The following is a 20830-nucleotide window of genomic DNA, read 5'->3' on the forward strand; positions in this document are numbered from 1 at the left end:
GATGAGGCCGCTCCCGACTCCGCTGTAGACCCCGTGGTCGCCAACATCGCATCCCCGATCGCCCAGCTCTACGCGGAGGAACGTCACCGGGACCTCCAGGCGCGCGAGGCCGTCTTCACCACGTACAACGCCGACCTGGGCTTCTTCGAGCGCACGGTGCTGGGGGTGGCCCAGGCGAGCGGAGCCCGGATCACCGTGGTGGCCGACGGGAGGGTCAACGAGCACGATCCACGTGCCGTCCGGAACGCCGGCGTCCGCTACGTCCCAGGCATCGCCGTGACGGCCAGCGGTGCCGCGTTCCACCCCAAGGTGAACGTCGTGGTCGGCAACCAGCGGGCCGTGGTGCTCATCGGCTCCGGGAACCTAACCGCATCCGGCTGGCACCACAACGCCGAGACGTGGACCGTGGTGACTGCTGATCGGGAGCGCTGTCCGCGGATCGTCCGGGACGTGGGCGACTGGCTGCGCCGGCTCCCCGACACAGGGGTCAGCGGCGTGGTCGTGACGCAGGAAGCCGCCCTCCGCATGCGTGCGGCGGCCGAGGGGCTGGACTCCCTGGCGGCCCAGGCGCCAGCGGCCGACGGAGAGGACGAGCGGCACCGGCTCGTGCACTCGCTGGACCGTCCGATCCTCGAGCAGCTCCCGGAGCCGGGGGCCGCGGTGCAGGTCCTGGAGCTGTACGCGCCGTTCCACGACCCGCAGGGGAGTGCGATCCGCGCCCTGGTCGAGCGGTATCGGCCGGCGCAGGTGCGACTCGCCGTCCAGAGCGATGGGCGGACCGTCTGGGTCCCCGGCGCCGTGTCCGACGTGGTCGAGGACCTGCGCGCCCGCTTCGCCTTCGGGTTCACTCTCGTCGAGGACCGGGACGAGCGTTACCGGCACGGGAAGCTCGTCCAGGCCACCCTGGGGAACGGCTACCGGTGGACGTTGACCGGGAGCCCGAACCTGTCGGTCGTGGCCCTGCTGCGGACCGCGCGGCAGGGCGGGAACGTCGAGGTCGGCGTAATCACCACCGATCCGCCGTCGCTCTTCCCGGCCGGCGTGGAGATCGATCTCCGGGACGCCACGCACGGGGAGATCGCGCCGGGCCCCGGGGACACCACGGACGGTGGCGCTGTCACCACCGTGCTGCTCCTCGCGGCCGTGCTGCGCGACGGGCTGCTGCGCGTGACGCTCGCACGGCCCGCGCGCTCAGAAGTCACCATCGTGGCCAGCCACAGCACCGACTACGACGTCTGGTCGCCCGTCGGCCGGGTTCCCGCTGGAGTGACGACGGCGGAGTTCCCCGTTCCCCCGGGCATGGGATCCGCCGACCGCGTGCGTGCGCAGTGGGAGGGTCCTGACGGCATCGTGGACGGACTCGTCACCTTCGTCATCGACCCCGCACGGGTGAGCGTCACCGCTGCCGACGTCCTCAGTGGACGACGCCGCGCGGACCACACCCCGACGCAGCTCGCCGTCGACGCCCGCTTCCTCGACATGTGGGTCGACCACATCACGCAGGTGTCCACCGCGGTCTCCACCGTCACCCTGCCCCGGGTCTCCGGGACGTCGGCGGCAGCCGAGGACGAGCCGGATCACGGTGCGCGGCTCGCCGACGAGGACGCCTGGCTCCGTTACACCGACGACGCCAAGCGACACCTCGGTCGACGGGTGGTCGACTTCGCGCTCGGCGGCTTCCCGCGGCTCACGAACCCCGAGCGCACCGGGGCGGTCTTGGAGCTGGCGACGCCGACCGACGCACTGGTGGACGAACGGGCGGCCGCGCTGGAGGGGGACGACGCCGACCAGGTTAACGAGGAGACCGATCCCTTCGCCGCGGACGGGGAAGCGCCTGGCGAGGGAACGACGCCCTCCGGAGCACCATCCGGGGACGTCGCCACCGGTGCAGAGGAAGCGGCCATCCGGCGGGTCCGCGAGGCGCGACATCGCCGTCGCATCCGCGAGCGGCTTCGGGGCCTCGTCGGCCAGGCGCCACTCCTGCACCCGCTCGCCCGTCAGTCCGTGGCACTCCTCGTGATCGTCGCTCAGCAGTCCGACGTCTTCGACAGCCCGAACGGCGAGGAGGGCTACAGCGGCACCCTGTCCGAGGCGCTGCGCAACCTGGAGCACCTCGACGCCTACGGGGGAAGCGACATCCCCGAACGGCTCCTCGATCCCTTGGCCTCAACCGCGGCAGTCGGTGTCTTCCTCCTGCACGAGGTGCTGCCGACCGGCATCCGCACGTCCGAGGTCATCTCCTATCGAGCCGTCCTCGACGCCGTCGGCCACCTCCTGCCGTATGCCAGCCAGGAACAGGTCGCCGGATTCGTCGGGCCGATGCGCAACCGGCACGGCTTCCCGATCGACCCCGAGGAGGTCATGCGGATCGCCGCCCTAGCCGTCCAGGACGATCCGCTGCTCACCGCGAGGGAGCAGCTGGAGAGGAACCGGCCGAGATGGGACGTGCACGCCCACGGCGCCCGGCTCCTGCACGTGCACAGCGCTCGAGGGGTGCCGTTCAGCCTGGCGTCCGAAGCGCTCGAACTGCTCGGCACGGTCGACAACGCTCCGGCTGAGGCGGCCTGCTGGGCGTCCAACGATCGCGGGGACTGGTGCCTGCTGGCACGCGAGAGAGAGGACGTGTGGCGGGCGGAGCCGCAGCCGTCTGGGCGTGTTCGGTGGATGCACTATGTCCTACGCCCCCTCATGGGCCCGGTGGCTCTGCGGGATGCCGATGCGGCCATGCGAACCCGGCAGCAGCACGGCCCTCTGCTGACGCCGATCCCGGAGGCGATCGCTGCCTTCGTCAGGTGTGGTGCTGACATCTCCGCCGGACCGCCGGCCGACTGCAGGGACTGAATTCCGGTCACGCGTGTTCGTGTCCCCGGCCGGCGGTGGTCAGCGTCGAGGACTACGGCTGGTCGAGCGGGATGTCCTCCCGTGGGGCACCTGCTGCGGCGAGCAGTTCATCGACGGCGCGGTGTAGTGCGTTGACGGCCGAACTGCCCGACAGCCGCTCCGTGACCGCCCGCTCGACGCTCGTGTAGTACCAGACCAGCTCGTCGCGGCTCGCGTTGAACGTCGCCCAGAAAACCTGCCCGTACCGGCGGACGTCAGCGGCGATGCGCAGCCCGTTGTGCGTTTTGTCCGCCGCCGTCACCAGGAGTGCGTCGAGCGCCTTGTGTGCGAGGCCGGCAACGTACGGGCGCTTGCGCTCGGCCCACGTCCCACTGCGGTTGCCGTCGGCGTCGAGGCCGTCCGAGCACGCCCGCACGATGTCGGCCACAGCGTCCCCGAACGTCGACCGGATCTCGGCCAGCACGGCGCCGCCGGTCCCGGCCGGTGCGTCCTCGACGGCGTCGTGCAGCAGTGCGGCGATCGCCTGGTCCTCGCTGCCGCCGTGCTCCATCACCAGCGCGCTGACGCTCATCAGGTGCGTCATGTACGGCACCCGCGAACCCTTGCGCAGCTGCTGCCGGTGGTGCTGCGACGCGAACAGCAGCGCCTCGTCGAAGCGCTGGCTCAACGGCCCGCAGCCCAGCTCGCGGCGGTCCTCCAGAGTCGCGGTCATTCCCTCTCCTTCCTCGTCAGGACGGCAGCGCCGATCGACTCGACGTCCGCCCGCACGGTGGTCCTCCGGGACGCCGCGCGGATCGCAGCGTCCTGCTGGTACAGGTCATCGCCCCTGGCGTCCCATCCCGGCTCGGGCGCCCAGTAGCGGACGACCGCGACCCCGGCGGTCGGCTCAGTGCTGTGCGTACGGGGCCGGCGCGGAGCCCGGCATCGGCAGCCCGCCGACCTGCTGCACCGGGATGGCCGGGCGGACGTCGGTCAGCGGCAGCGGGGTGCGGCTGCGGTCGAAGTCGGTGTGCTCCCACTTCCACTCGGCGATCCGCGGGCCGACCCAGAACAGGTAGATGCCGAACGTGATGAAGCTCAGCAGCAGCCACTTGATCCAGTTGCCGAACAGCCCGACGGCCGAGCCGGTGAAGACCAGCGGGAAGCCGTCGATGTAGCTGTGCTTGGCCCGCCACCGCTCCTTGAGGACCAGCGCGAACGGGTAGCAGATGCCGAAGGTGCAGACGGTGATGAGGACGCCGAGGAGGGCGGTCCCCACGTAGGTGGCGGCACCGCCGTCGCAGCGGAACCTGCCGGACCTGGACATGACGTACTCCCGTGGAGAGACGGTGATGGACCCCACGTCCATCGGCAGGACGCCGACTCGGCGGAAACCGGCTCGTCCCCAATCGCACCGTCGGCCTCATCGGGCTCCCGCGAGTCGGTCGGACTCGGTCTGGTCGGTCACCACGGGACCTCCTCGCGGTTAGCTCATCCTTGCGCTAACCCAAGGTTAGACGGATTCTGCGCTAATGTCCACTCCGTGTACCGCGACAGTTCGGACAAGCGCCTCGTCGACTACCCGCGGCCGTCGGTCGCCGTCGACACGGCTGTCCTGACCGTCCCGGACGCCGACCCTCGGCTCTCGGTGCTGCTCGTCCGCCGGGCGGGTGAGACGCGCACGGAGGAGTGGGCGCTGCCCGGCACGTTCCTGCACGAGGGGGAGATCCTCGCCGGCGCCGTCCAGCGGTCACTGCGGGAGAAGGCCGGCCTGACACCGGAGGTCGCTCCGCGCCAACTGCACGTCTTCGACGACCCGGACCGTGACAACCGCGGTTGGGTGCTGTCCGTCGCGCACGTCGCCGCGCTCCCCTGGCGAGCGGTCGCACCGGTGCTCGGGGCGCGGCCCGAGGGCGTGGTCGCGCGGCCGGTCGACGAGGTGCGCGGGCTGCTGTTCGACCACGACGAGATCGTCCGGCGGGCCGCGGCCGACATGCGGGCCGCCTACCGGGAACGACCGGACCCGGACCGGTTGCTCGACGAGCCGTTCACGATGCGCGAGCTGTTCCGCCTGCACGACGCCGTCGCCGGTGGGCTCGGCCACTCGGCCGACACCTTTCGCCGGGCGATGCTGCCGATGCTCGAGGAGACGCAGCGGAGGTCGGAGGGGACGGTCGGCAAGCCGGCCCAGCTCTACCGCCGGACGTCCGTATCGGCCGGCTGACCCGACGGGCATCGGCCGTCCGTCGGCGCCCGGGCACTCCTGTCGGTGGCGCGTGCCACCATCCGCGCCCGGCCGTCACAGGGACGGTCAGCGAGACGGGGAGTGGCATGACGGAACCGGTCGGCGTCCAGGTGGGGCGTGTCTGCCCCGGGTGCGGGCGGGAGGACTCGGTCCCGCTGCGTTGGGGTCTGCCCGCGGTCGAGGACTTCCGGCTCGCCGAGCGCGGCCTGGTCGCGCTCGGCGGCTGCCTGGTGCCGGGGGAGGAGCCGGTTCTCTCCTGCCGCTCGTGCGGGCTCGAGTGGGGGCGCGAGGGTGGCCCGACCGCTGACGAGCAGGCGTTGGCGGATCTGCTGGGCGTCCGGTACGCCGACGTCGTCCGCGCCCTCGGTAGCGGGTGGCGACGGGAGAACCCCGCCGTCGACGACGGGTTGGAGTGGTTCGTCAGCGGTGAGCCGGCTCAGGTCGCCGTCGGCGTCGACGACCTCGGGTTCGTGCTGGCCCGCCCGCTGACCTCGTGGGGCGAGCAACGCGCAGATCTCCAGCCGACGGACGGGGGCCGGTTCGGCCGGGACGACCTCCTGTGGTCGCCCGACGTCATCGCCGAGGTGGCGGAGGCCATCGCCGCACGCCGGCGCCGGTCGTTCCGCTGGTGCCGCACCTGCCGCCGGGCGCACGCACCCGAGTCGTTCGTCGGTGTCGCGAGTGCCTGTCGACCGTGTGCATCGGCCTTCTTCGACATCGAGGCATGACACCGTTGGTCCTCCGCCTCACCAAGTCGACGGAGGGCTGGAGAAGGGCATGGAGTTCGTCGTGGACGGTGCACGTCACACCTTCGACGCCGCCACGGTGCGGTCGGCTCTCCGCGGCATGAGTCCCGACGACGTGTTCCGACGACGTGTTCGAACACCGGGTGGACGTCGACGGCGTGCGCCGGCCGCCGAAACGGCTGTTCCCCTGGCGACCGGCCTCGACCGCGTCGCGTTCACCTCGCACACCGCGCTGCGGCAGCTCCGGTGTCTCACGACGGGCGCCCGGGCACCTCGCGCCGGCGGAGGGGGGGCCTGCCCGGCGCACCCGTCAGGACGGCGACGTCACGGGGAGACCCACCTCGGTCGCCGCGGCGGCCAGCTCGGAGTCGTAGGTGACGAAGTCGGTCAGCTCCGATCCGAAGGGCTCGGCCGTGGCCAGGTGGAGGGCGTCCAGCGAGCCGAGCTCGCGGAGCCGGTAGCCCTTCGCTCTGGCCAGGACCGCACGGCTGAGGTCGAGGACGTACAGGCCGCGCAGCGCCTGCCCGACGACGTACGGCACCCGCTGGTGGTCCACGCCGGCGCGCAGCAGCGCGCGGCTGATCTCCAGCTCGGCCAGCTCGCTCGTCGCCAGCTCGGTGCCGGAGGGGAGCCGGCCGCGCCAGCTCCGCAGTGCCTCCGACTCGGCCTCGCACTTGACGAACTTCACCAACGCGCTGGTGTCGAAGTAGATCAACGTCCGCGCTGGTGGCGCCGGTCGGCGACCACCAGCTCCGACAGGCTGTCGAGCCCGGGAGCGAGGTCGGGGATCAACTCCGGCATGCCCTGGTCGACCGGTGCGGTCGCCTCCCCGGAGGCCACCAGGTCGTGCAGCGAGCCCGGGCGCTCGACCTCGGGCACCATGCGCAGGATCGGGCGGCCGCGATCGGTCACGACGACGGTCACCCCGGCCCGGACGCGCGCCACCGCCCTGGACGGGTTCTGGTTCAGCTCCCGCAGACCGATCGTCTCCATGCCGGAAATGTACCTACATGACCTAGGTACCTCAACAGGAGTGCGGCCGAAGCCGTTCCCACGCGCGGCCGGCGGTGTCGCCAGGTCGGCGCGTCGGCCCCCGGCCGCCTGCTGGGCTTCGAGACGTCCGGCTGCTTCGCGGATGGTGGTGCCGCGTTCGGTGGGCCCTGCCGATGGCCAAGGGGCAGCGCCGCCGAGCCAGGAAGTCCTACATGCCCAGGTCCACCGCATCCCGGCCCCCCTCCGGAGGGAGGCAGAGCACCCGGCCCACGAGAGGCGCCCGGTCCGCGAAGGGCGGCCGAGCCAGGAGCGGACGGACGGCGAAGGGCCGCCGCCGGTCGAGGCCCGGACGTGGTCTTCGAGCGGCCCTGCTCATCGTGGTGCTGGTGACCGCCGGCGTGGTGGTCACGTGGCCGGCGGCGGAGAAGCACCTGTCCGCCGTGCCGTACCTGGACTCGATCATCGCCGCGGTGACGCGGCCGTCCGCGCCTGCCTGGCCGCTGACCGGGGTCCCGGCCGACGCGGTCGCCGACCGCCCGGCGCTCGCGGTGAAGATCGAGAACTCCGCCGACGCCCGCCCGCAGACCGGGCTGGCCGCCGCGGACGTGGTGTGGGAGCAGGTCGTCGAGGGCGGCATCACCCGGTTCGTCTCCGTCTACCACTCCGAGCTCCCGCCCGAGATCGGCCCGGTGCGGTCGATCCGGCCGATGGACCCCGCGATCGCCGCGCCGCTGGACGGGCTGCTCGCGTTCTCCGGTGGCGTGCCGACCTACATCAGCGCCGCCCAGGACGCGGGGCTGCAGGCGGTCAGCCAGGACTCCGGGGCCGACGGCTTCCACCGGACGACGACCCGCGCGGCGCCGCACAACGTCTACGCGGTGCCGCAGACCCTCGTCGGCCAGGCCGACGCCGCCCACCGAGCCGCACCCGGCGCCCAGTTCGACCACTCCGCGGCCGGCAAACACCCCACCGCCGTCGCCGCGGGGCAACCGACGACCACCCTGGAGCTCACGTTGTCCGGGGTCAGCCATCCCCGGTGGACCTGGAACCCTGCGGACGGGCGCTGGCTGCGCAGCGAGGGGAGTACCCCGGCGGTCGAGGCGGACGGCCGGCGGATCGGCGCCACCAACGTCGTCGTCCTGCGCGTCGACGTCGTCGCGACCGAGGCCCGGGACCCGGCCGGCAACCCCGTCCCGGAGACCATCCTGACCGGCACTGGCCGGGCCCTCGTCGCCTCGGGCGGGCACACGGTCGAGGCCACCTGGTCCAAGCCGGGGACCAACGACCGGGTGACGCTGACCGGAGCGGGCGGCGATCCGGTGACCCTGGCGCCCGGGACCACCTGGGTCGAGCTGGTCCCCAACGGCGGCGGTGCAGTCGCCACCGGTTGACCACGGAGGGACGACGACGTGGGACTGGCACCGCTGCATCGGCCACGAGGAAGATGGCCGGTCGCGACTACCATGTAGTCATGGGTAGTCCCCGCTCGGTCCGCCTGTCCGATGACGTCCTCCGCCGACTCGCGGACCTGGCCGGACGGCGGGGCGCCTCGGTCTCGTCGACCATCGAGCGGCTGCTCGACGAGGCGCTGCGCCGGGAGGCCCATCCCGGGATCACCTTCCGCGACGGCCCGAGTGGCCGGCGGGCCGGTCTGGTTGGTGGCCCGGACGTCGACGAGGTGATCCGGACCCTCCGGGCTGTCCAGGACGAAGGCCCCGAGGACGTCGTCGCCGCGGTCGCCGAGATGACGTCGTTGACGGAGGCGCAGGTGCGGACGGCAGTCGCCTACTACGCCGACCACCGGGACGAGGTCGACGCGAGGATCGCCGCCAACGACCGGGCCGCCGAGGAGCTGGAGACAGCCTGGCGGCGCCAGCAGGAGGTCCTGGCCGGCCCCAGCCGGTGAAGCTGCTGCTCGACGAGATGTACCCACGGCGACTCGCCGAGCAGCTGCGTGCGGAGGGGCACGACGTCGTCGCCGTCGTCGAACTGCCCGACCTCGTCGGCCGGGAGGATGCCGAGGTGGCGCGCTGGGTCCGCGAGCACGGCCGCGTCGTCGTCACCGAGAACGTCGCCGACTACGCGCCTCTGGACGTCGACGAGCACGCCGGCCTGCTGCTGGTCAACGCGCGTCGCTGGCCGCGCACCCCGAGCGGCCTGCCGCGGTTGCTCACGGCCCTCCGCGCCTGGCTCGACGCGCGAACCGGTGGAGACCGCAGCGAGCGAGGCGCCCACCTCGTCGATTGGCTCTGGGAGCCTCACCGGAGATGACGTCAGCCGGCCAGCGCCGTCCCCTGGAAGACCTGCTCACGGTGCCAGGCCACGTGCCGCTCGGCCGGTGGGGGAGTGCCCGGACGTGGCCGCAGCCGCCGCCCGTGCACGTCGTACAGGGCGCGGCCCTGCGGCGTGCGGGCGGAGAAGCGCTGGGACACCACGACGGCCAGGTCGTCGTCCAGCCCGAGCATCCCTTGGTCGAACAGCCTGTGGCTCCCGCTTGGCACGTTGGGCCGTGTCATACGCACATGACGTCACGTGCGTATGACACGGCGGGTCTCGTCCCTGCTGACCGTCCTGCGCAGCGGGACGCAGGCCCGGTTGCTCGCCGCGCTGCTGTTGCAGCCGACGCGCGATGCCGGCATGACAGAGTGTACGATTTGTACATGTCCGACCTGAGCGAGCGCAGTGTGTCCGAGGCGCGCAAGGACCTCGCCGCAGTCGTCGACCAGGCCCGCGCGACGCACCAGCCGGTCTACCTGAGTCGCCGCGGTCGGCGGGTGGCGGCCGTCATCGCCGCGGATGACCTCGAACGCCTGCAGACGCTCGCCGAGGACATGTCCGACATCCTCGATGCCGAAGCGGCACGTGCCGACCTCCGGAACACGGCAGCCGAGCCGGTGCCCTGGGAGCAGGTGAAGGCCGACCTGGGTCTGGCGTGACCTACGAGGTACGGCTCGCGCCTGCGGCCGTCCGTCAATTGCGCAAGCTGGACCCGCCGGGCCGCCGGCGGGTCCAGGCGGCCATCGACCTCTTGGCCGAGGAGCCCCGTCCCCCCGGGGCGCGGCAGCTCGTCGGCGGCGCCGGAGAGTGGCGGGTGCGGACCGGCGACTTCCGCATCATCTACGACATCCGCGATGGAGAGCTGCTCGTCCTCGTCATCAAGGTCGGTCACCGGAGAGACGTCTACGAGCGGCGATGACCCAAGGCGGCGACTGTGGTGAGGCCGGCGCCCGCTCAGTCGCGACCAGGCATCTCCATCGGGACGGCGGACCGCTCCCTTCCTGCGGCGGCGAGCAACTCGTCGACGGCTCGGTGCAGGGCATCGGCGATCGAGCTGCCCCGCAGCCGCTCAGCCACCGCCCGTTCCACGCTCGTGTAATACCAGAGCAGCTCGTCGCGGCTCGCGTTGAACGTCGACCAGAAGCCCTGCCCGTACCGGCGGACGTCGGCGGCGATGCACAGCCCGTTGTGCGTCTTGTCCGCCGCCGTCACCAGGAGTGCGTCGAGCGCCTTGTGGGCGAGGCCGGCAACGTAGTCCCGCTTCCGCTCGGCCCACGTGCCGCTGCGGTTGCCGTCGGCGTCCAGGCCGTCGGAGCACGCCTGCACGATGTCGGCGACGGCGTTCCCGAATCGGAGGCGGATGTCGACGAGCGCCGCAGCACCCGTACCCGGTGCAGCGTCCTCGACCGCGTCGTGCAGCAGTGCGGCGATCGCCTGGTCCTCGCTGCCGCCGTGCTCCATCACCAGCGCGCTGACGCTCATCAAGTGGGTCATGTAAGGCACGCGCGAGCCCTTGCGCAGTTGCTCCCGGTGGTGCCGCGACGCGTACAGCAGCGCCTCGTCGAAACGCTTGGTCAAGGGTCCGCAGCCCAGCTCGCAGCGGGTCTCCAGAGTTGCAGTCACGCGTTTCCCCTCGTCTCAGCACGGCGGCGACGATCGCGTCGACGTCCGCCGGTCCAGTCGTCGCTCGGGACGATGCGTTGACGACGGCCGCCTGCGCGTACACGTCGCTCCTGGCGTCCCATCTCGACTCTCGCACCCACTGGCGGACGACCTCGCCGGCAGCGCGATGTGACGCCGCTGGATGGCATGCCACCGCCTCGTGCCTCCTGAAGCACTCGCGACTGCCGACCGGAATGTCTACCTGCCCAACTGGGCCGACCGCTCCAGGCAGCGCCACATCGGCGTCAGATTCACTCGATCGTGCGACGTAACTCCAGTCCTCCCTCGCCGAGGACGTTGAGCGGGCATGGGCGCACCCATCGTGGGACCGGGGATGGCTGCCGGCGATCTCGTCGGTGTGGTGCTCCGGAGCCTCCTGGTGGAGATCCTCGCGACCCCGTGGCTGGCCGGTCTCCTGGCGGTGCTGGCGATCGGAAAGCTGGTCCAGCTCGGTCGCGCGGTGGTGCACGGAGGGCACGGGCGGGACCCTCGCCGCACCTTCCCCCGGGCCGACAAGGTCCGACTCCTCGAGCGGGCAGGCCACCGGTGCGAGCACCACTCCTGGCTGCTCGGTCGGTGCCGGGAGACCGAGGCGCTCCAGGCCGACCACGTCCACCCGCACAGCCGTGGCGGGGCGACCGACGTCACGAACGGCCAAGCGCTGTGCAGGCGTCACAACAGGAGGAAGGCGGCTCCGGTGCCGTGGGGATGGGAGCTGGGTCGCCTGGAGCGGCGCAGGCGAGCCTACTTCCCACCGGGTTCCGTTGCGGCCGTCGTCCGCCATGGACCGCGCGTCCGCTCGACGGGTGAGAGGCAGCCGGCCGGCGCGGTGTCCGGGACGAGGGTGCTGCAGCACGTGCCCGCCGACACGGACTGAAGCGCCGAGCGAGGTACCACCTCGGTACCATCATGGCATGGCGATGACCCTGCGGACCGACGACGAGCTGGATCGGGCGCTCACGGCCCTTGCTGCCGCAGAAGGGACGTCCCGGCAGGAGATCATCCGCCGGGCCGTCCTCGAACGGTACGAGCGGAGCGGCCACGCTGCGCGGGTCCAGGAGAGTTCCGGTCGGCTCATCGACAGGTGGGGTGACGTGCTGCACCGCCTGGGCACGGTGTGAGCGAGGTCGAGTACCTCGACCTCGATGACCTCCTCGGCCTCGTCCGGGCGCTGCAGACCGGCCCGGTGCGCGACGTCGGCCTGCTGGACTCGGCCGCTGCGCGACCCCGGACGATCGTCTTCGGGCAGGAGGCCTACCCGATGCTGCCACTCAAGGCCGCCGCGCTGCTCCACTCGCTCGCGCGGAACCACCCCCTGGTCGACGGCAACGAGCGGCTCGGCTGGCTGGCCACCGTCGTGTTCCTCGACCTCAACGGCACCCAACCGGACCTGAGTGACGATGCGGCCTTCCAGCTCGTCATGGACGTAGCCGCTGGCGAGGCCGAGGTCGAGGAGATCGCCGAACGGCTGCGGGTCGCTCCGCGCTGACACCACTGGAGCACTCCCCTCGGACAGCTCCTGGGCACTGCCACGCCGACGTCCACCGCGGCCGCGGGGTGACCCGTGCGGACCGCGCCCAGCACCCACCCCGGTCATGCCTCCCGCAGCGGGTTGACGGTGTCCATCGGGACGTCCCGGTCGAGGGTCCAGACGCCATCGGCCCGGAGTCGGATGGAGGCCTCTGCCGGCTCGACGCCGACGATGGCTGCAGAGCCAGCAGCAATCGGCTGCTGGCGCTGCTAATCTGCATGCGTGCCCGTGTCGATGACCATCCGCGACGTCCCTGACGAGACCCGCGACGAGCTGGCTGCCCGCGCGGCCCGCGCCGGTCAGTCGTTGCAGGAGTACGTCCGCGCCCAGTTGACCGAGCTGGCCCGGCGGCCCAGCCCCGCCGACCTCTGGGACCGGGTGCAGCACCGGGTACGGACGACGGGCACCAGGCTGCCGGCGGCGGAGATCCTCGACCTGCGTGACCACGACCGCACGTGACCATCGTCGTCGACTCCTCTGCGGTGGTCGCCGCGTTGGTGGACGACGGCCCCGACGGCACGTGGGCGCGCGACGGCCTCCGGGGCGACGTCCTGACGGCGCCGGCCCACCTGTACGTCGAGGTGTCGAACATGCTCCGGCGCGCGGTCCTCGCCCGGCGACTCGGGCGGGATGCCGCCGCCCTGGCGCACCGCGACCTCGTGCAGCTGCCCGTGACGACCTTTCCCTTCGAGCCGTTAGGCAACCGGGTGTGGGAGCTGCACCCCACGGTGACCGCCTACGACGCCACCTTCGTCACCCTCGCCGAGGAGCTGGACGCGCCGCTGTGGACCCTCGACCGGAGGCTCGCCGACGCACCGGGTCCGCGGTGCACCTTCCGAACACCTGACCGCTGAGCCGCGACGGGACGCTGCCGGGCGTCGATCGGACCGGTGGATCGATCCCCGGGGACGACGACGGCGCGGCCGCGCCCCGCAGGGGAACTCAACCGACGGATGTGTACGACAGACAGTCGGAGACGGTGGGTCCGGGCGGCACCGAGGTCTGGCAGGCGCGCATCAGCCGGGCGGCCAGTGGACGGCGAGGCCGACCCCGGTCAGTTCGTCACGGGGGCGATGGCCACGTCGGCAACCGGCGCAGGGTCGGCCGCCGGTTCCGCCGGAGCAGGCGTGACCGTCTGGGTGATCGTGACGGTCCGGCAGACCTCCGCGGTGCAGGACTGGGCGTAGACGTCGATGGTCGTCGGCAGGGGCAGGAAGACCCGCAATGCCCCGACGGAGGTCGCGGTCCAGGCCGAGGGGCTGCTGGAGCACTGCACGGCCGTGTCGAGGGAGAAGAAGTCGCGCGCGATGTCCAGGTCCTGGACCTGTGCGACGCTGCCGAAGACCCCCGCCTCGATGGGGGTGTCGCAGGCCACCGTGCCGCTGAGCACCAGGGTCCCGGGTGCGCTGCCGATCTCCACCGAGTCCAGCGTCACCTCGATGGGCTGGGCCTGGGTGGGTGTGGGGGAGGGGACGGCGGCGAGTGCGGACGGTGCCGCGAGCGCCGTCGTCGCGACGACCCCGCACAGCACGAGGGCGCCCCGGGCCAGAGCCGGACCACGGCGAGTTGTTCCTGACGACATCGCTGCCTCCGAGGGGACACACGGGCGGGGAAGCGGCACGACGTCCATCCCTGGGGCGAGTGGGCGCTCGCCGACCTCGTCGTGCCCGTGCGCCGCGGCTGCGGAGCGGCGAGCGGCAGGGTGCTCGCCCCTGATGCGCTCCGTCAAATCACACCGGTGACCGACCGTCAGGTGCCGGCTGCGCCGGGATCCACAGTCATGGGGTTTCGACGGAGGGTCACCCGGCGGAGGGCCATGCCCGCGGAAGTGCGCCGTAGCAACTTGACCGACTAATCTGTACGACAAATAGTCGTACACATGAAGGAGAGTCCGGTCGGCACCGAGGTCTGGCAGGCGCGCATCAGCCGGGACCTGGCGGCCCAACTGCAGGCGGATTCCGAGGTCCTCGGACTCTCCGGTCGGACCGAGATCGTCAAGGCAGCGCTGCAACTGCTGCACCAGCGGGCCGCAGAGGAGCGCATGGTGCGCAGCGTGGAGGAGTTCTACGGCGACGAGGAGCCACCCCTGCCCATCGGCGTGGCGGCGGACGAGCCGGACGACGCGGACGCGTCCTGACCCGTGGCCCTGCCCGAACCGCTGCGCGGTGAGGTGTGGGACGTCGCGTTCCCCGGTTTCGGCGTGCACCCGGCCGTCGTCCTCAGCGTCAACGCCCTCAACAGCAGGCTCGGCCACGTCGTCGTCCTGCCGGTCACGGGGACCAGCGGGCCGTCGCTCACGCACATCCCGCTGGGCGCCGACGCCGGTCGCTGCGTCGACGTCACCGGCGTCCAGGCCGTGGCTCGCGGCCGATGCCGTCGGCGCCGCGGGCTGCTCGCGCCGAGCGAGATGACCCGCATCGAAGGGCAGCTGCGGGTCTACTTCGGACTGTGACCGCTCGGCGTCCCCGCCTCCGCCTCGTCCAGCAGGGCGCCGCCGGCCCCGCTGTCGGCGAACCACCGGTCGCCGCCCGGGGTGTGGTCGTACGGGTGCGTCCCGGGCTTCCGCCGTCCCACGGCGCTCGGGGGTCAGGTCAGCCCGGGCAGGTTGACCACGATCGCCTCCTGGCTGCTACGGGCGATGACCACCACAGCCTCCTCGTCGGTCGGGTTCTCCTCGCGGTGCGGGGTGTGCGGCGGGACGAAGACGTAGTCACCGGGCCCGGTGGCCAGCCGGACCTCCTCGCCGTCCTCCGCGAAGACGAAGACCGGGTGGCCGCGCAGCACGTGGATGGCGGTCTCGGAGTCGCCGTGGTGGTGGTCGCCGGACGACGTCCGCGGGGCGACGTGCGTCTGGCCCATCCACACCCGCCGGGATCCGACCGTCTTGGCCGACACCGCCTCCAGCCTCGTCATGCCGCTGGTCTGCCCGGTGTCACCGGTGAGCTCGTCGGCCCGGATGTGCCGCAGCGGCTGGTGCCAGCCGTCCATGGGTTCCTCGGTCATGACGGTCAGCCGACCGCGCCGGTGCCCGGGCGTCAAGCGCCCTGCGGGATCGACGCCTGCGGAGCTCAGCGGCGGTATCGCTGCGGTCCCCAGGACGTCGACTCCGCGACCAGGCGTCCCCCGCAGATGGTCACCGTGGTGAGTCCCCTCGGCGGCTGAGCCCTCTCACCGGGTCGTCAGTCGGGGCTGTCGGGTTCGCCGAGCAACGCGGACGCGACGAGCTCGTCGTACTCGTCGAGCGGGAGGTCGAGGGCGTGGCGCACGCGCAGCCGCGCCATGAGCAGACCGGCGGCGTCCTCAGCTGCGCGGTCGTCCCCGGCCTCGACGTCGTCGATCGCCCGCCGCGCCCCCATGGTCAGCCAGCGGTGCGCCTCGCGGAGGTCGCCCGCCAGCTCGTGGTTCTCGCCGAGGAAGAGGTAGACGTCCCCGTCGACCGGGCACTCGCGGCGCAGCTCCTCGGCGATCCGGCGTGCGGCTCCGGTGTCGCCCACCCGGAGCAGTCCGCCGTGCAGGTAGCAGCGGACGTCGGGCGGCACGTGCTGTCCGGTCGCGACAGCCCGGCGGAAGAGGGCCACCGCCCCCTCGGGGTCCCCGGCCTCGGTGAGGTGCTCGCCGGCGCTCACCAGCAGGGAGGCGGGGGAGACGTCCTGGTCGTCCGGACGGGCCTCCCCCGCCCAGGCGGCGAGCTTCTCGGCCGTCGCGCGGTGCTGCTCCGGCGTGCGGGCTCGGGCGTACAGCTCCTCGACCTGGTCGCTGGTGAGCGGTCTGCGCACGACGGTCACCGTATGACCGGACCGGCGAGCCACGGAACCGGCGACGGCTGGCGTGGTGACGCGTGAGGGCACCTGCCGTAGCGGCGGAGTCTCTCCTCGCACGGATAGCCTGGTGATCGTGAGCACCGCCGAGAGCTGGGACCTGGTCGTCCCGGAGGACGCCGCGGAGCTGCTCGCCCAGTTTCGTCGTCACGGTGTGCGCCCCGGCACGCGGCTGTGGGTCGTGGAGCCGGCAGGTGACGTCCCCGGCGACCCGGACGAGTGGCATCGAACCGTCTCCGCGTTGCTCACCGCTGTTGCGGTCATCAGTTCGGCCACCGGCGAGGTCGCCGAAGCGCTGCGGGCGGCCATCGGTCCCCAGCTGGGAGAGATCACCAGAGCCCGCCATGCGATCGTCCACGGCCGAGAACTCGACGACGCAGAGCGGAACGCCCTGGCGACCGTCGCACGTGCGCTGGAGGACGCGCTCCGACACGCTGGCCGGATCACTGCCCAGCCCGCGACGGCGGAGGCTGAGCGGCCGCGGCGCCGGCTGCGCTTCACCGGCCTGATCGAGGGCCCACCTGACCTCGCGACCCGCACGGACGAGTACCTCGCGCGGGGCTTCGGTCGCGATTGACCCTCGTCGACTCCAACGTCCTGGTCGCGCTCATCAGCCGCACGGACGACAAGCACACAATGGCGACAGAGTGGGTGGAAGGCGTCACCGACGTGCTGCTGGTCCCGCCGACTGTCATCGCCGAGGTCTGCTGCCTGGTCGGTGAGCGAAAGGGCGATCGACGAGCCGAAGCGGAGTTCCTCCGTTCCTTCGACGACGAGGACGGGCTGCGGCTGGCCGAGCTCGTGCCCGATGACCTGCGACGTGTGGCCGAGCTGGTCGAGTGGTACGCCGATCTGGGTCTCGGCGCCACCGACGCGTCAGTCGTCGCGATCGCCGAACGACTCGGTGTCGAGCGCGTGGCCACGTTAGACCGCCGCCACTTCGCGGTCGTCGTCCCGAGCCACGTCAGCGGACTGACTCTGCTGCCCTAGCCTCGCCAGCCGGACCTGGCTGTCTCCCGGATCAGTACCCGGGAACGACGACGGCGCGGCCGCGGACCGCCCCCTCGTGCAGCCGGCGGTAGGCCTCGGGCGCCTCGTCGAGCGAGTACTCCTCCACCTCGACGTGCACCGCGCCGGCCCGGGCGAGGTCGAGCACCTCCATCAGCTCCGTCCGCGTGCCCCAGTACGGCGCCCGCACCGACGCCCCCATCGGCGTGGAGAAGAAGCCGGTCGGCAGCCGCCCGCCGCCGATCCCGACGATCTGCACGACGCCGTCCATCGCGACCGTCTTCCGCGCGATCTCCACGGTCGGCGCGGCGCCGACGAAGTCGAACACCGCCTGCGCGCCCACCCCGCCGGTCAGCGAGCGGATCGCCTCGATCGCCGACGGGTCCGACCGCAGGACGTGGTGCGCCCCCACCTCCGACGCCAGCGCCAGCTTCTCCTCGCTGATGTCGAGCGCGACGACGGCGGCGCCGGTGACCGCGCGCAGCACCTGGATGCCGACGTGCCCCAGACCGCCGGCACCGATCACCACGGCGGTGCTGCCCGCGGGCAGCGCGTCGAGGCTGGAGACGATCGCGTGGTACGGCGTCAGGCCGGCGTCGGTGAGCGAGACGGCCTCCACCGGGTCGAGGTCGCCGAGCGGGACCAGGTGCCGGACGTCGTCCACGACCAGGTACTCGGCCAGTGCGCCCGGGGCGCCCAGCCCCGGTGGCTGGATGCCCAGTGACGCCGCCCGCGGGCAGTAGTTCTCCGCACCCCGCGCGCACGCGGAGCACAGCCCGCACCCCCAGGGGCCGTAGACGGCGACCGGGTCGCCCACCGCGACGCCGGTGACGCCCTCGCCGAGCGCGTCGACGATCCCCGTGCCCTCGTGCCCGAGCGTCAGCGGCAGCCCGTAGGCGTACTTGTCGGCGGGCAGGTCCATGACGAACCAGTCCGAGTGGCACAGCCCGGCGGCGGTCACCCGCAGCCGGACCTGCCCCGGTCCCGGTTCCGGGGTCGGGACCTCCACCACCTCGGGTCCGCCGCCGATGGTCCGGTACTGCACCGCTCGCATGCGCGCTCCTCGGGACCCCGGGTCGTGCCGCTCGACGGTGCGCTGGGTTCCCTCCGGGCCGGCTTCGCACTCATGCAGCCCCCGTCTCAACGGGTTGCTCCGGTGTCGGCGACTCGGGCAGCTCACGGAGCCGGCGGACGGGACCATCGTGTCGCTGCTGCCGGACCGCACCCTCACCGGGGACGGGGGCACGGTCAGCCGATCACCGACACCGGGCACCGCAGGCCCGGCGCACGGGACAGCCGGCGGTCGCCGGTGACCACGGTGGCGCCCAGCAGCTCGGCGAGTGCGACGTACGTGCCGTCGTAGGCGCTGACCACGTCGCGGAGCTCGAGGACGCGGTCGAGGAGCGGTTCGTGCCCGTGCCGGGTGATCGCCAGGTCACCCAGGTCACGGATCGAGGACCGTGCCTCCTCGACCGTCAACCGGCCGGCCAGCACCCAACGCCGGACGGCGGAGGTCACCTCCACGTCGAGCAGGTGAGGGGCGTGGGCCGCCTCCGATCGCAGCGCCTCCCGGGCGGCGTCGCCCTCCTCGCTGTCGACCAGGAGGGCGGCCACCACGACCGAGGCGTCGACCACGATCAACGCTCGGGGCGTTCAGCCCGGATGGTCTCCACGACGTCGGCCATCGAGATGTCCAGCCGCCGCGACGCCGACCTCGCCAGGACCTCCTCGATCGGTGGCCGGGCGGCGACCTTCTCCAGCTCGCGGAGCACGTACTCGGACAGCGAGACGCCGGCGGCCTGGGCGCGTCGGCGCAGCTCCGCGTGCACGCCCTCCGGCACGTTGCGGACCTGCAGCATCTTGCTCACGGGCCGAGGCTACATGCGATCCGCATGTGCGGCGTCGGTCCTGGAGGGCGGTGAACAACCGGTGGCGCTCGGCCGGGGCAGCGCTGATCGCCGGCCGGGCCCGCCCCTGGCTGCTCCGCGCGGAGCAGTGGTTCAGCCCTCGGGGCGCGCATGGTCGCGGAAGCCCTCCTCGATCCCCACGAGCACCCGGTCGAGCCGGAACAGGGGAGTGGCGAACAGGGACGTGTCCCTGAGCGCCTCGACCAACCGGTTCCACTCCCGGAGGTCGTCGGTCTCGGCGACCAGGACGTCGGAGGACTCCGCGCTGAACGCCTCGACGTCGACCCACCGGACGCGGACCGCCGGGTGCGCCGCGAGCACCGGTGCGACCTCGCGCTCGACCAGTTGGTCCCGTTCCTCGCGGGTCTTGAACAGCCAGGCCGGCAGGGCGGTGAGGTGGACGAAGGCCAGGTGGTGCAGTCCGGAGTCGGTCATGCGGCGAACCGTAGATGTAGCGATCGCTACACTCAAGGGGTGCCCCGCCCCCTCGATGTCCGGCGCCGCGAGGAGCTGCTCGCCCGCGCGCTGCCCTACCTCGCCGAGCACGGCCTGGCCGGCCTCTCGCTGCGCCCGCTCGCCGCGGCCCTCGGGACCAGTGACCGGATGCTGCTGCACCACTTCGGCGACAAGGAGTCCCTGGTGGGGCGCCTGCTGGAGTGGTCGCGCCCGGACGTCGCGGCGCTGACGCGCGAGGAGGGGGACGTGGCTTCGCTCGCCGGCCGGCTGTGGGCCGACCTGACCGGCGGGGGACCGCAGCGACCGCGCGTGCGGGTCCTGCTCGAGGTCATGGCCCTGGCGCTCACGCGGCCCGGCAGCTACCGGTCGTACGCGGTGGCTGCCGTGCACGACTGGGTCGCTCCGATCGCCGAGGCACTGGTCCGGGACCTGGGCGAGGACCCCGCATCGGCCGAGGCCCGCGCCACCCTGCTCGTCAGCGGATTGCGCGGGCTGGCGCTGGACCGGTTCGTCACCAGGGACGACGCCCGCACCGACGGAGCCGCGGCCCTGCTGATCGCGGCCGCGACACGACCGCCCGAGGCTCCGCACGACGACCGTCGCTGAGGACGCCTGGATCCCGTCCTGTCCCCTTACCCTCGGGTGGGTGCGGCAGCTCGATCGCGCTGTTCCTTCCCCACCGCGCCGGCGACGCCGGTGGGAGGTGGCCATAGCCACCGCCGCCGCGGCGCTGGCCGTGAGCGCCCTGGTGGCCCTGGCGACAGCGGACGACGGCCGTCCTCCGAGCGCGAGCCCGAGCGCTGCGGCCACGAGCAGCAGTGCGGCCTCGACGCAGGCGTCGCCGTCGTCCCCGTCCCCCGTCGAGGAGTCGGCGCCGGCCCCGCCGCAGACGGTCGAGGGCCTCATCGCGGACCTGACGGCGCGACCGGACGCTGCCGGACCGGCCGGCCCGCAGCTGCGGGACGGGCTGGAGGGGCTCGTGTCGGGGGACGAGGCCGTGCGCCAGCGGTCGGCCCAGCAGGTGCTGCCGATCGTGATCAGTGGTGAGGCGCTCGACCCCCGGTACGCCACCGCGAGCCGGCTGGCCCTGTTCCGCACGATGACCGGTCCGACGCCGGCACCCTCGGCGCCGACCGGATCCCCCACGTGCCTGGAGGTCCGGCAGGGGACGCCTCCCGAGGAGGTGCTGGCATACGTGCGTCAGGTCCTCGACCGGTTGCCGGCCTGGCAGGCCGACGGGTTCCCGGCCGACGAGAGCGCACGCCTGCAGGCGGCGATCACCCCCGTGGCGGCTGGGCAGGCCACCATCGAGCTCCGTCCGTGCCCGGGCCGGTGACCCCTTCGGCGCGGGAGGTCCCGGAACGGCG

At 72.7% G+C, this 20830-nt stretch carries 31 protein-coding genes and 1 pseudogene; 19 read left to right on the plus strand and 13 right to left on the minus strand.

Going from position 1 to position 20830, the window contains the following annotated elements:
* Nucleotides 1-33 precede the first annotated feature (33 nt).
* The gene (locus ACWIX7_RS20570; protein WP_448618266.1) at nt 34-2841 is read left to right on the plus strand and encodes a hypothetical protein; all 2808 of its coding nucleotides are present in this window, start codon (nt 34-36) and stop codon (nt 2839-2841) included.
* 52 nt (nt 2842-2893) lie between these two features.
* Here the strand turns inward: ACWIX7_RS20570 and ACWIX7_RS20575 are convergent, their stop codons facing one another.
* A complete protein-coding gene (locus tag ACWIX7_RS20575) occupies nt 2894-3553 on the minus strand; it encodes an HD domain-containing protein (protein ID WP_448618267.1) in 660 nt (219 codons plus the stop codon).
* A 174-nt stretch (nt 3554-3727) separates the two neighbouring features.
* Nucleotides 3728-4147 carry a DUF898 family protein gene (locus ACWIX7_RS20580; protein ID WP_448618268.1) on the minus strand — a complete coding sequence of 140 codons (420 nt, stop codon included), beginning with the start codon at nt 4145-4147 and terminating at the stop codon, nt 3728-3730.
* A 216-nt stretch (nt 4148-4363) separates the two neighbouring features.
* Here ACWIX7_RS20580 and ACWIX7_RS20585 point away from each other — a divergent pair, with 216 nt between their 5' ends.
* Together ACWIX7_RS20585 and ACWIX7_RS20590 are read left to right on the plus strand one after the other, a co-directional pair.
* Nucleotides 4364-5044, plus strand: a complete 681-nt coding sequence (locus tag ACWIX7_RS20585; RefSeq protein ID WP_448618269.1) for an NUDIX domain-containing protein — start codon at nt 4364-4366, stop codon at nt 5042-5044.
* Nucleotides 5045-5151: 107 nt separating this feature from the next.
* Nucleotides 5152-5793 carry a hypothetical protein gene (locus ACWIX7_RS20590; protein WP_448618270.1) on the plus strand — a complete coding sequence of 214 codons (642 nt, stop codon included), beginning with the start codon at nt 5152-5154 and terminating at the stop codon, nt 5791-5793.
* Between the two features lie 328 nt (nt 5794-6121).
* Here ACWIX7_RS20590 and ACWIX7_RS20595 read toward each other — a convergent pair whose 3' ends face one another.
* Both ACWIX7_RS20595 and ACWIX7_RS20600 read right to left on the minus strand, forming a co-directional pair.
* On the minus strand, nt 6122-6526 hold the full coding sequence (locus ACWIX7_RS20595) for a type II toxin-antitoxin system VapC family toxin (protein WP_448618271.1): 405 nt from the start codon (nt 6524-6526) through the stop codon (nt 6122-6124).
* Nucleotides 6523-6804: a type II toxin-antitoxin system Phd/YefM family antitoxin gene (locus tag ACWIX7_RS20600; protein WP_448618272.1), complete on the minus strand. Its 282-nt coding sequence runs from the start codon at nt 6802-6804 to the stop codon at nt 6523-6525. The genes ACWIX7_RS20595 and ACWIX7_RS20600 overlap by 4 nt, the downstream gene beginning before the upstream one ends.
* Before the next feature lie 386 nt (nt 6805-7190).
* On the opposite strand from ACWIX7_RS20600, the gene ACWIX7_RS20605 reads away from it, so the two are divergent.
* The 3 genes from ACWIX7_RS20605 to ACWIX7_RS20615 all read left to right on the plus strand — a co-directional run bounded on the left by ACWIX7_RS20605 (nt 7191) and on the right by ACWIX7_RS20615 (nt 9075).
* The gene (locus ACWIX7_RS20605) at nt 7191-8195 is read left to right on the plus strand and encodes a DUF3048 domain-containing protein (RefSeq protein ID WP_448618273.1); all 1005 of its coding nucleotides are present in this window, start codon (nt 7191-7193) and stop codon (nt 8193-8195) included.
* A gap of 80 nt (nt 8196-8275) precedes the next feature.
* Complete coding sequence (locus tag ACWIX7_RS20610) at nt 8276-8710, plus strand: ribbon-helix-helix protein, CopG family (protein WP_448618274.1); 435 nt, start codon at nt 8276-8278, stop codon at nt 8708-8710.
* Nucleotides 8707-9075, plus strand: coding sequence for a DUF5615 family PIN-like protein (locus ACWIX7_RS20615; protein ID WP_448618275.1), 369 nt, complete (start codon nt 8707-8709; stop codon nt 9073-9075). Before ACWIX7_RS20610 ends, ACWIX7_RS20615 begins: the two co-directional genes overlap by 4 nt.
* Nucleotides 9076-9077: 2 nt before the next feature.
* Here ACWIX7_RS20615 and ACWIX7_RS20620 read toward each other — a convergent pair.
* Nucleotides 9078-9290: pseudogene (locus ACWIX7_RS20620) on the minus strand (phosphorothioated DNA-binding restriction endonuclease); the annotation flags it as partial.
* A 174-nt stretch (nt 9291-9464) separates the two neighbouring features.
* On the opposite strand from ACWIX7_RS20620, the gene ACWIX7_RS20625 reads away from it, so the two are divergent.
* Together ACWIX7_RS20625 and ACWIX7_RS20630 are read left to right on the plus strand one after the other, a co-directional pair.
* The gene (locus ACWIX7_RS20625; RefSeq protein WP_448618276.1) at nt 9465-9740 is read left to right on the plus strand and encodes a type II toxin-antitoxin system Phd/YefM family antitoxin; all 276 of its coding nucleotides are present in this window, start codon (nt 9465-9467) and stop codon (nt 9738-9740) included.
* A complete protein-coding gene (locus ACWIX7_RS20630; protein ID WP_446768045.1) occupies nt 9737-10000 on the plus strand; it encodes a type II toxin-antitoxin system RelE family toxin in 264 nt (87 codons plus the stop codon). The genes ACWIX7_RS20625 and ACWIX7_RS20630 overlap by 4 nt, the downstream gene beginning before the upstream one ends.
* A 35-nt stretch (nt 10001-10035) precedes the next feature.
* Here the strand turns inward: ACWIX7_RS20630 and ACWIX7_RS20635 are convergent, their stop codons facing one another.
* The gene (locus tag ACWIX7_RS20635; RefSeq protein ID WP_448618277.1) at nt 10036-10704 is read right to left on the minus strand and encodes an HD domain-containing protein; all 669 of its coding nucleotides are present in this window, start codon (nt 10702-10704) and stop codon (nt 10036-10038) included.
* A 346-nt stretch (nt 10705-11050) separates the two neighbouring features.
* On the opposite strand from ACWIX7_RS20635, the gene ACWIX7_RS20640 reads away from it, so the two are divergent.
* The 5 genes from ACWIX7_RS20640 (at nt 11051) to ACWIX7_RS20660 (ending at nt 13128) form a co-directional block, all read left to right on the plus strand.
* Nucleotides 11051-11620, plus strand: coding sequence for an HNH endonuclease (locus tag ACWIX7_RS20640; protein WP_448618278.1), 570 nt, complete (start codon nt 11051-11053; stop codon nt 11618-11620).
* 37 nt (nt 11621-11657) lie between these two features.
* Complete coding sequence (locus ACWIX7_RS20645; protein WP_448618279.1) at nt 11658-11864, plus strand: ribbon-helix-helix domain-containing protein; 207 nt, start codon at nt 11658-11660, stop codon at nt 11862-11864.
* A complete protein-coding gene (locus tag ACWIX7_RS20650; RefSeq protein WP_448618280.1) occupies nt 11861-12232 on the plus strand; it encodes a type II toxin-antitoxin system death-on-curing family toxin in 372 nt (123 codons plus the stop codon). Before ACWIX7_RS20645 ends, ACWIX7_RS20650 begins: the two co-directional genes overlap by 4 nt.
* A 264-nt stretch (nt 12233-12496) precedes the next feature.
* Nucleotides 12497-12733 (plus strand): FitA-like ribbon-helix-helix domain-containing protein, encoded by a 237-nt coding sequence (locus ACWIX7_RS20655; protein ID WP_091216553.1) that lies wholly within the window; start codon nt 12497-12499, stop codon nt 12731-12733.
* On the plus strand, nt 12730-13128 hold the full coding sequence (locus tag ACWIX7_RS20660) for a type II toxin-antitoxin system VapC family toxin (protein ID WP_448618281.1): 399 nt from the start codon (nt 12730-12732) through the stop codon (nt 13126-13128). The genes ACWIX7_RS20655 and ACWIX7_RS20660 overlap by 4 nt, the downstream gene beginning before the upstream one ends.
* Before the next feature lie 200 nt (nt 13129-13328).
* Here the strand turns inward: ACWIX7_RS20660 and ACWIX7_RS20665 are convergent, their stop codons facing one another.
* Nucleotides 13329-13856, minus strand: a complete 528-nt coding sequence (locus ACWIX7_RS20665; RefSeq protein ID WP_448618282.1) for a hypothetical protein — start codon at nt 13854-13856, stop codon at nt 13329-13331.
* A gap of 297 nt (nt 13857-14153) precedes the next feature.
* Here ACWIX7_RS20665 and ACWIX7_RS20670 point away from each other — a divergent pair, with 297 nt between their 5' ends.
* Both ACWIX7_RS20670 and ACWIX7_RS20675 read left to right on the plus strand, forming a co-directional pair.
* Nucleotides 14154-14411: a hypothetical protein gene (locus ACWIX7_RS20670; protein ID WP_448618283.1), complete on the plus strand. Its 258-nt coding sequence runs from the start codon at nt 14154-14156 to the stop codon at nt 14409-14411.
* A gap of 3 nt (nt 14412-14414) precedes the next feature.
* Nucleotides 14415-14726 (plus strand): type II toxin-antitoxin system PemK/MazF family toxin, encoded by a 312-nt coding sequence (locus ACWIX7_RS20675; RefSeq protein ID WP_448618284.1) that lies wholly within the window; start codon nt 14415-14417, stop codon nt 14724-14726.
* 134 nt (nt 14727-14860) lie between these two features.
* Here ACWIX7_RS20675 and ACWIX7_RS20680 read toward each other — a convergent pair whose 3' ends face one another.
* A complete protein-coding gene (locus ACWIX7_RS20680) occupies nt 14861-15277 on the minus strand; it encodes a cupin domain-containing protein (RefSeq protein ID WP_448618285.1) in 417 nt (138 codons plus the stop codon).
* A 176-nt stretch (nt 15278-15453) separates the two neighbouring features.
* Complete coding sequence (locus ACWIX7_RS20685) at nt 15454-16050, minus strand: hypothetical protein (protein WP_448618286.1); 597 nt, start codon at nt 16048-16050, stop codon at nt 15454-15456.
* Nucleotides 16051-16168: 118 nt separating this feature from the next.
* Between ACWIX7_RS20685 and ACWIX7_RS20690 the strand changes: the two genes are divergently transcribed.
* Nucleotides 16169-16669, plus strand: a complete 501-nt coding sequence (locus ACWIX7_RS20690; RefSeq protein WP_448618287.1) for a hypothetical protein — start codon at nt 16169-16171, stop codon at nt 16667-16669.
* Entirely contained in the window at nt 16666-17082 is a 417-nt protein-coding gene (locus tag ACWIX7_RS20695; protein ID WP_448618288.1) for a type II toxin-antitoxin system VapC family toxin, read from the plus strand. Before ACWIX7_RS20690 ends, ACWIX7_RS20695 begins: the two co-directional genes overlap by 4 nt.
* Before the next feature lie 31 nt (nt 17083-17113).
* Here ACWIX7_RS20695 and ACWIX7_RS20700 read toward each other — a convergent pair whose 3' ends face one another.
* From ACWIX7_RS20700 to ACWIX7_RS20715, 4 genes are all read right to left on the minus strand, one after another.
* Nucleotides 17114-18154: an NAD(P)-dependent alcohol dehydrogenase gene (locus ACWIX7_RS20700; RefSeq protein ID WP_448618289.1), complete on the minus strand. Its 1041-nt coding sequence runs from the start codon at nt 18152-18154 to the stop codon at nt 17114-17116.
* 194 nt (nt 18155-18348) lie between these two features.
* Nucleotides 18349-18735 carry a type II toxin-antitoxin system VapC family toxin gene (locus tag ACWIX7_RS20705; protein WP_448618290.1) on the minus strand — a complete coding sequence of 129 codons (387 nt, stop codon included), beginning with the start codon at nt 18733-18735 and terminating at the stop codon, nt 18349-18351.
* A gap of 2 nt (nt 18736-18737) precedes the next feature.
* Nucleotides 18738-18959 carry a FitA-like ribbon-helix-helix domain-containing protein gene (locus ACWIX7_RS20710; protein ID WP_448622175.1) on the minus strand — a complete coding sequence of 74 codons (222 nt, stop codon included), beginning with the start codon at nt 18957-18959 and terminating at the stop codon, nt 18738-18740.
* A gap of 141 nt (nt 18960-19100) precedes the next feature.
* Entirely contained in the window at nt 19101-19442 is a 342-nt protein-coding gene (locus ACWIX7_RS20715) for a darcynin family protein (protein ID WP_448618291.1), read from the minus strand.
* A gap of 39 nt (nt 19443-19481) precedes the next feature.
* Between ACWIX7_RS20715 and ACWIX7_RS20720 the strand changes: the two genes are divergently transcribed.
* The gene (locus ACWIX7_RS20720; protein WP_448618292.1) at nt 19482-20069 is read left to right on the plus strand and encodes a TetR/AcrR family transcriptional regulator; all 588 of its coding nucleotides are present in this window, start codon (nt 19482-19484) and stop codon (nt 20067-20069) included.
* Nucleotides 20070-20109: 40 nt separating this feature from the next.
* A complete protein-coding gene (locus tag ACWIX7_RS20725) occupies nt 20110-20799 on the plus strand; it encodes a hypothetical protein (protein ID WP_448618293.1) in 690 nt (229 codons plus the stop codon).
* The last annotated feature ends 31 nt before the right edge of the window (nt 20800-20830 follow it).

This window comes from Geodermatophilus sp. URMC 65, assembly GCF_053502545.1.

Bases quoted from the DNA above. Each gene is read 5' to 3' on its own strand.
- ACWIX7_RS20715 (WP_448618291.1), bottom strand. From the start codon at position 19,442: ATGACCGACTCCGGACTGCACCACCTGGCCTTCGTCCACCTCACCGCC.
- ACWIX7_RS20580 (WP_448618268.1), bottom strand. From the start codon at position 4,147: ATGTCCAGGTCCGGCAGGTTCCGCTGCGACGGCGGTGCCGCCACCTAC.
- ACWIX7_RS20575 (WP_448618267.1), bottom strand. From the start codon at position 3,553: ATGACCGCGACTCTGGAGGACCGCCGCGAGCTGGGCTGCGGGCCGTTG.
- ACWIX7_RS20600 (WP_448618272.1), bottom strand. From the start codon at position 6,804: ATGGAGACGATCGGTCTGCGGGAGCTGAACCAGAACCCGTCCAGGGCG.
- ACWIX7_RS20700 (WP_448618289.1), bottom strand. From the start codon at position 18,154: ATGCGAGCGGTGCAGTACCGGACCATCGGCGGCGGACCCGAGGTGGTG.
- ACWIX7_RS20645 (WP_448618279.1), top strand. From the start codon at position 11,658: ATGGCGATGACCCTGCGGACCGACGACGAGCTGGATCGGGCGCTCACG.
- ACWIX7_RS20670 (WP_448618283.1), top strand. From the start codon at position 14,154: ATGAAGGAGAGTCCGGTCGGCACCGAGGTCTGGCAGGCGCGCATCAGC.
- ACWIX7_RS20710 (WP_448622175.1), bottom strand. From the start codon at position 18,959: ATGCTGCAGGTCCGCAACGTGCCGGAGGGCGTGCACGCGGAGCTGCGC.
- ACWIX7_RS20590 (WP_448618270.1), top strand. From the start codon at position 5,152: ATGACGGAACCGGTCGGCGTCCAGGTGGGGCGTGTCTGCCCCGGGTGC.
- ACWIX7_RS20625 (WP_448618276.1), top strand. From the start codon at position 9,465: ATGTCCGACCTGAGCGAGCGCAGTGTGTCCGAGGCGCGCAAGGACCTC.
- ACWIX7_RS20665 (WP_448618282.1), bottom strand. From the start codon at position 13,856: ATGTCGTCAGGAACAACTCGCCGTGGTCCGGCTCTGGCCCGGGGCGCC.
- ACWIX7_RS20640 (WP_448618278.1), top strand. From the start codon at position 11,051: ATGGGCGCACCCATCGTGGGACCGGGGATGGCTGCCGGCGATCTCGTC.
- ACWIX7_RS20610 (WP_448618274.1), top strand. From the start codon at position 8,276: ATGGGTAGTCCCCGCTCGGTCCGCCTGTCCGATGACGTCCTCCGCCGA.
- ACWIX7_RS20680 (WP_448618285.1), bottom strand. From the start codon at position 15,277: ATGACCGAGGAACCCATGGACGGCTGGCACCAGCCGCTGCGGCACATC.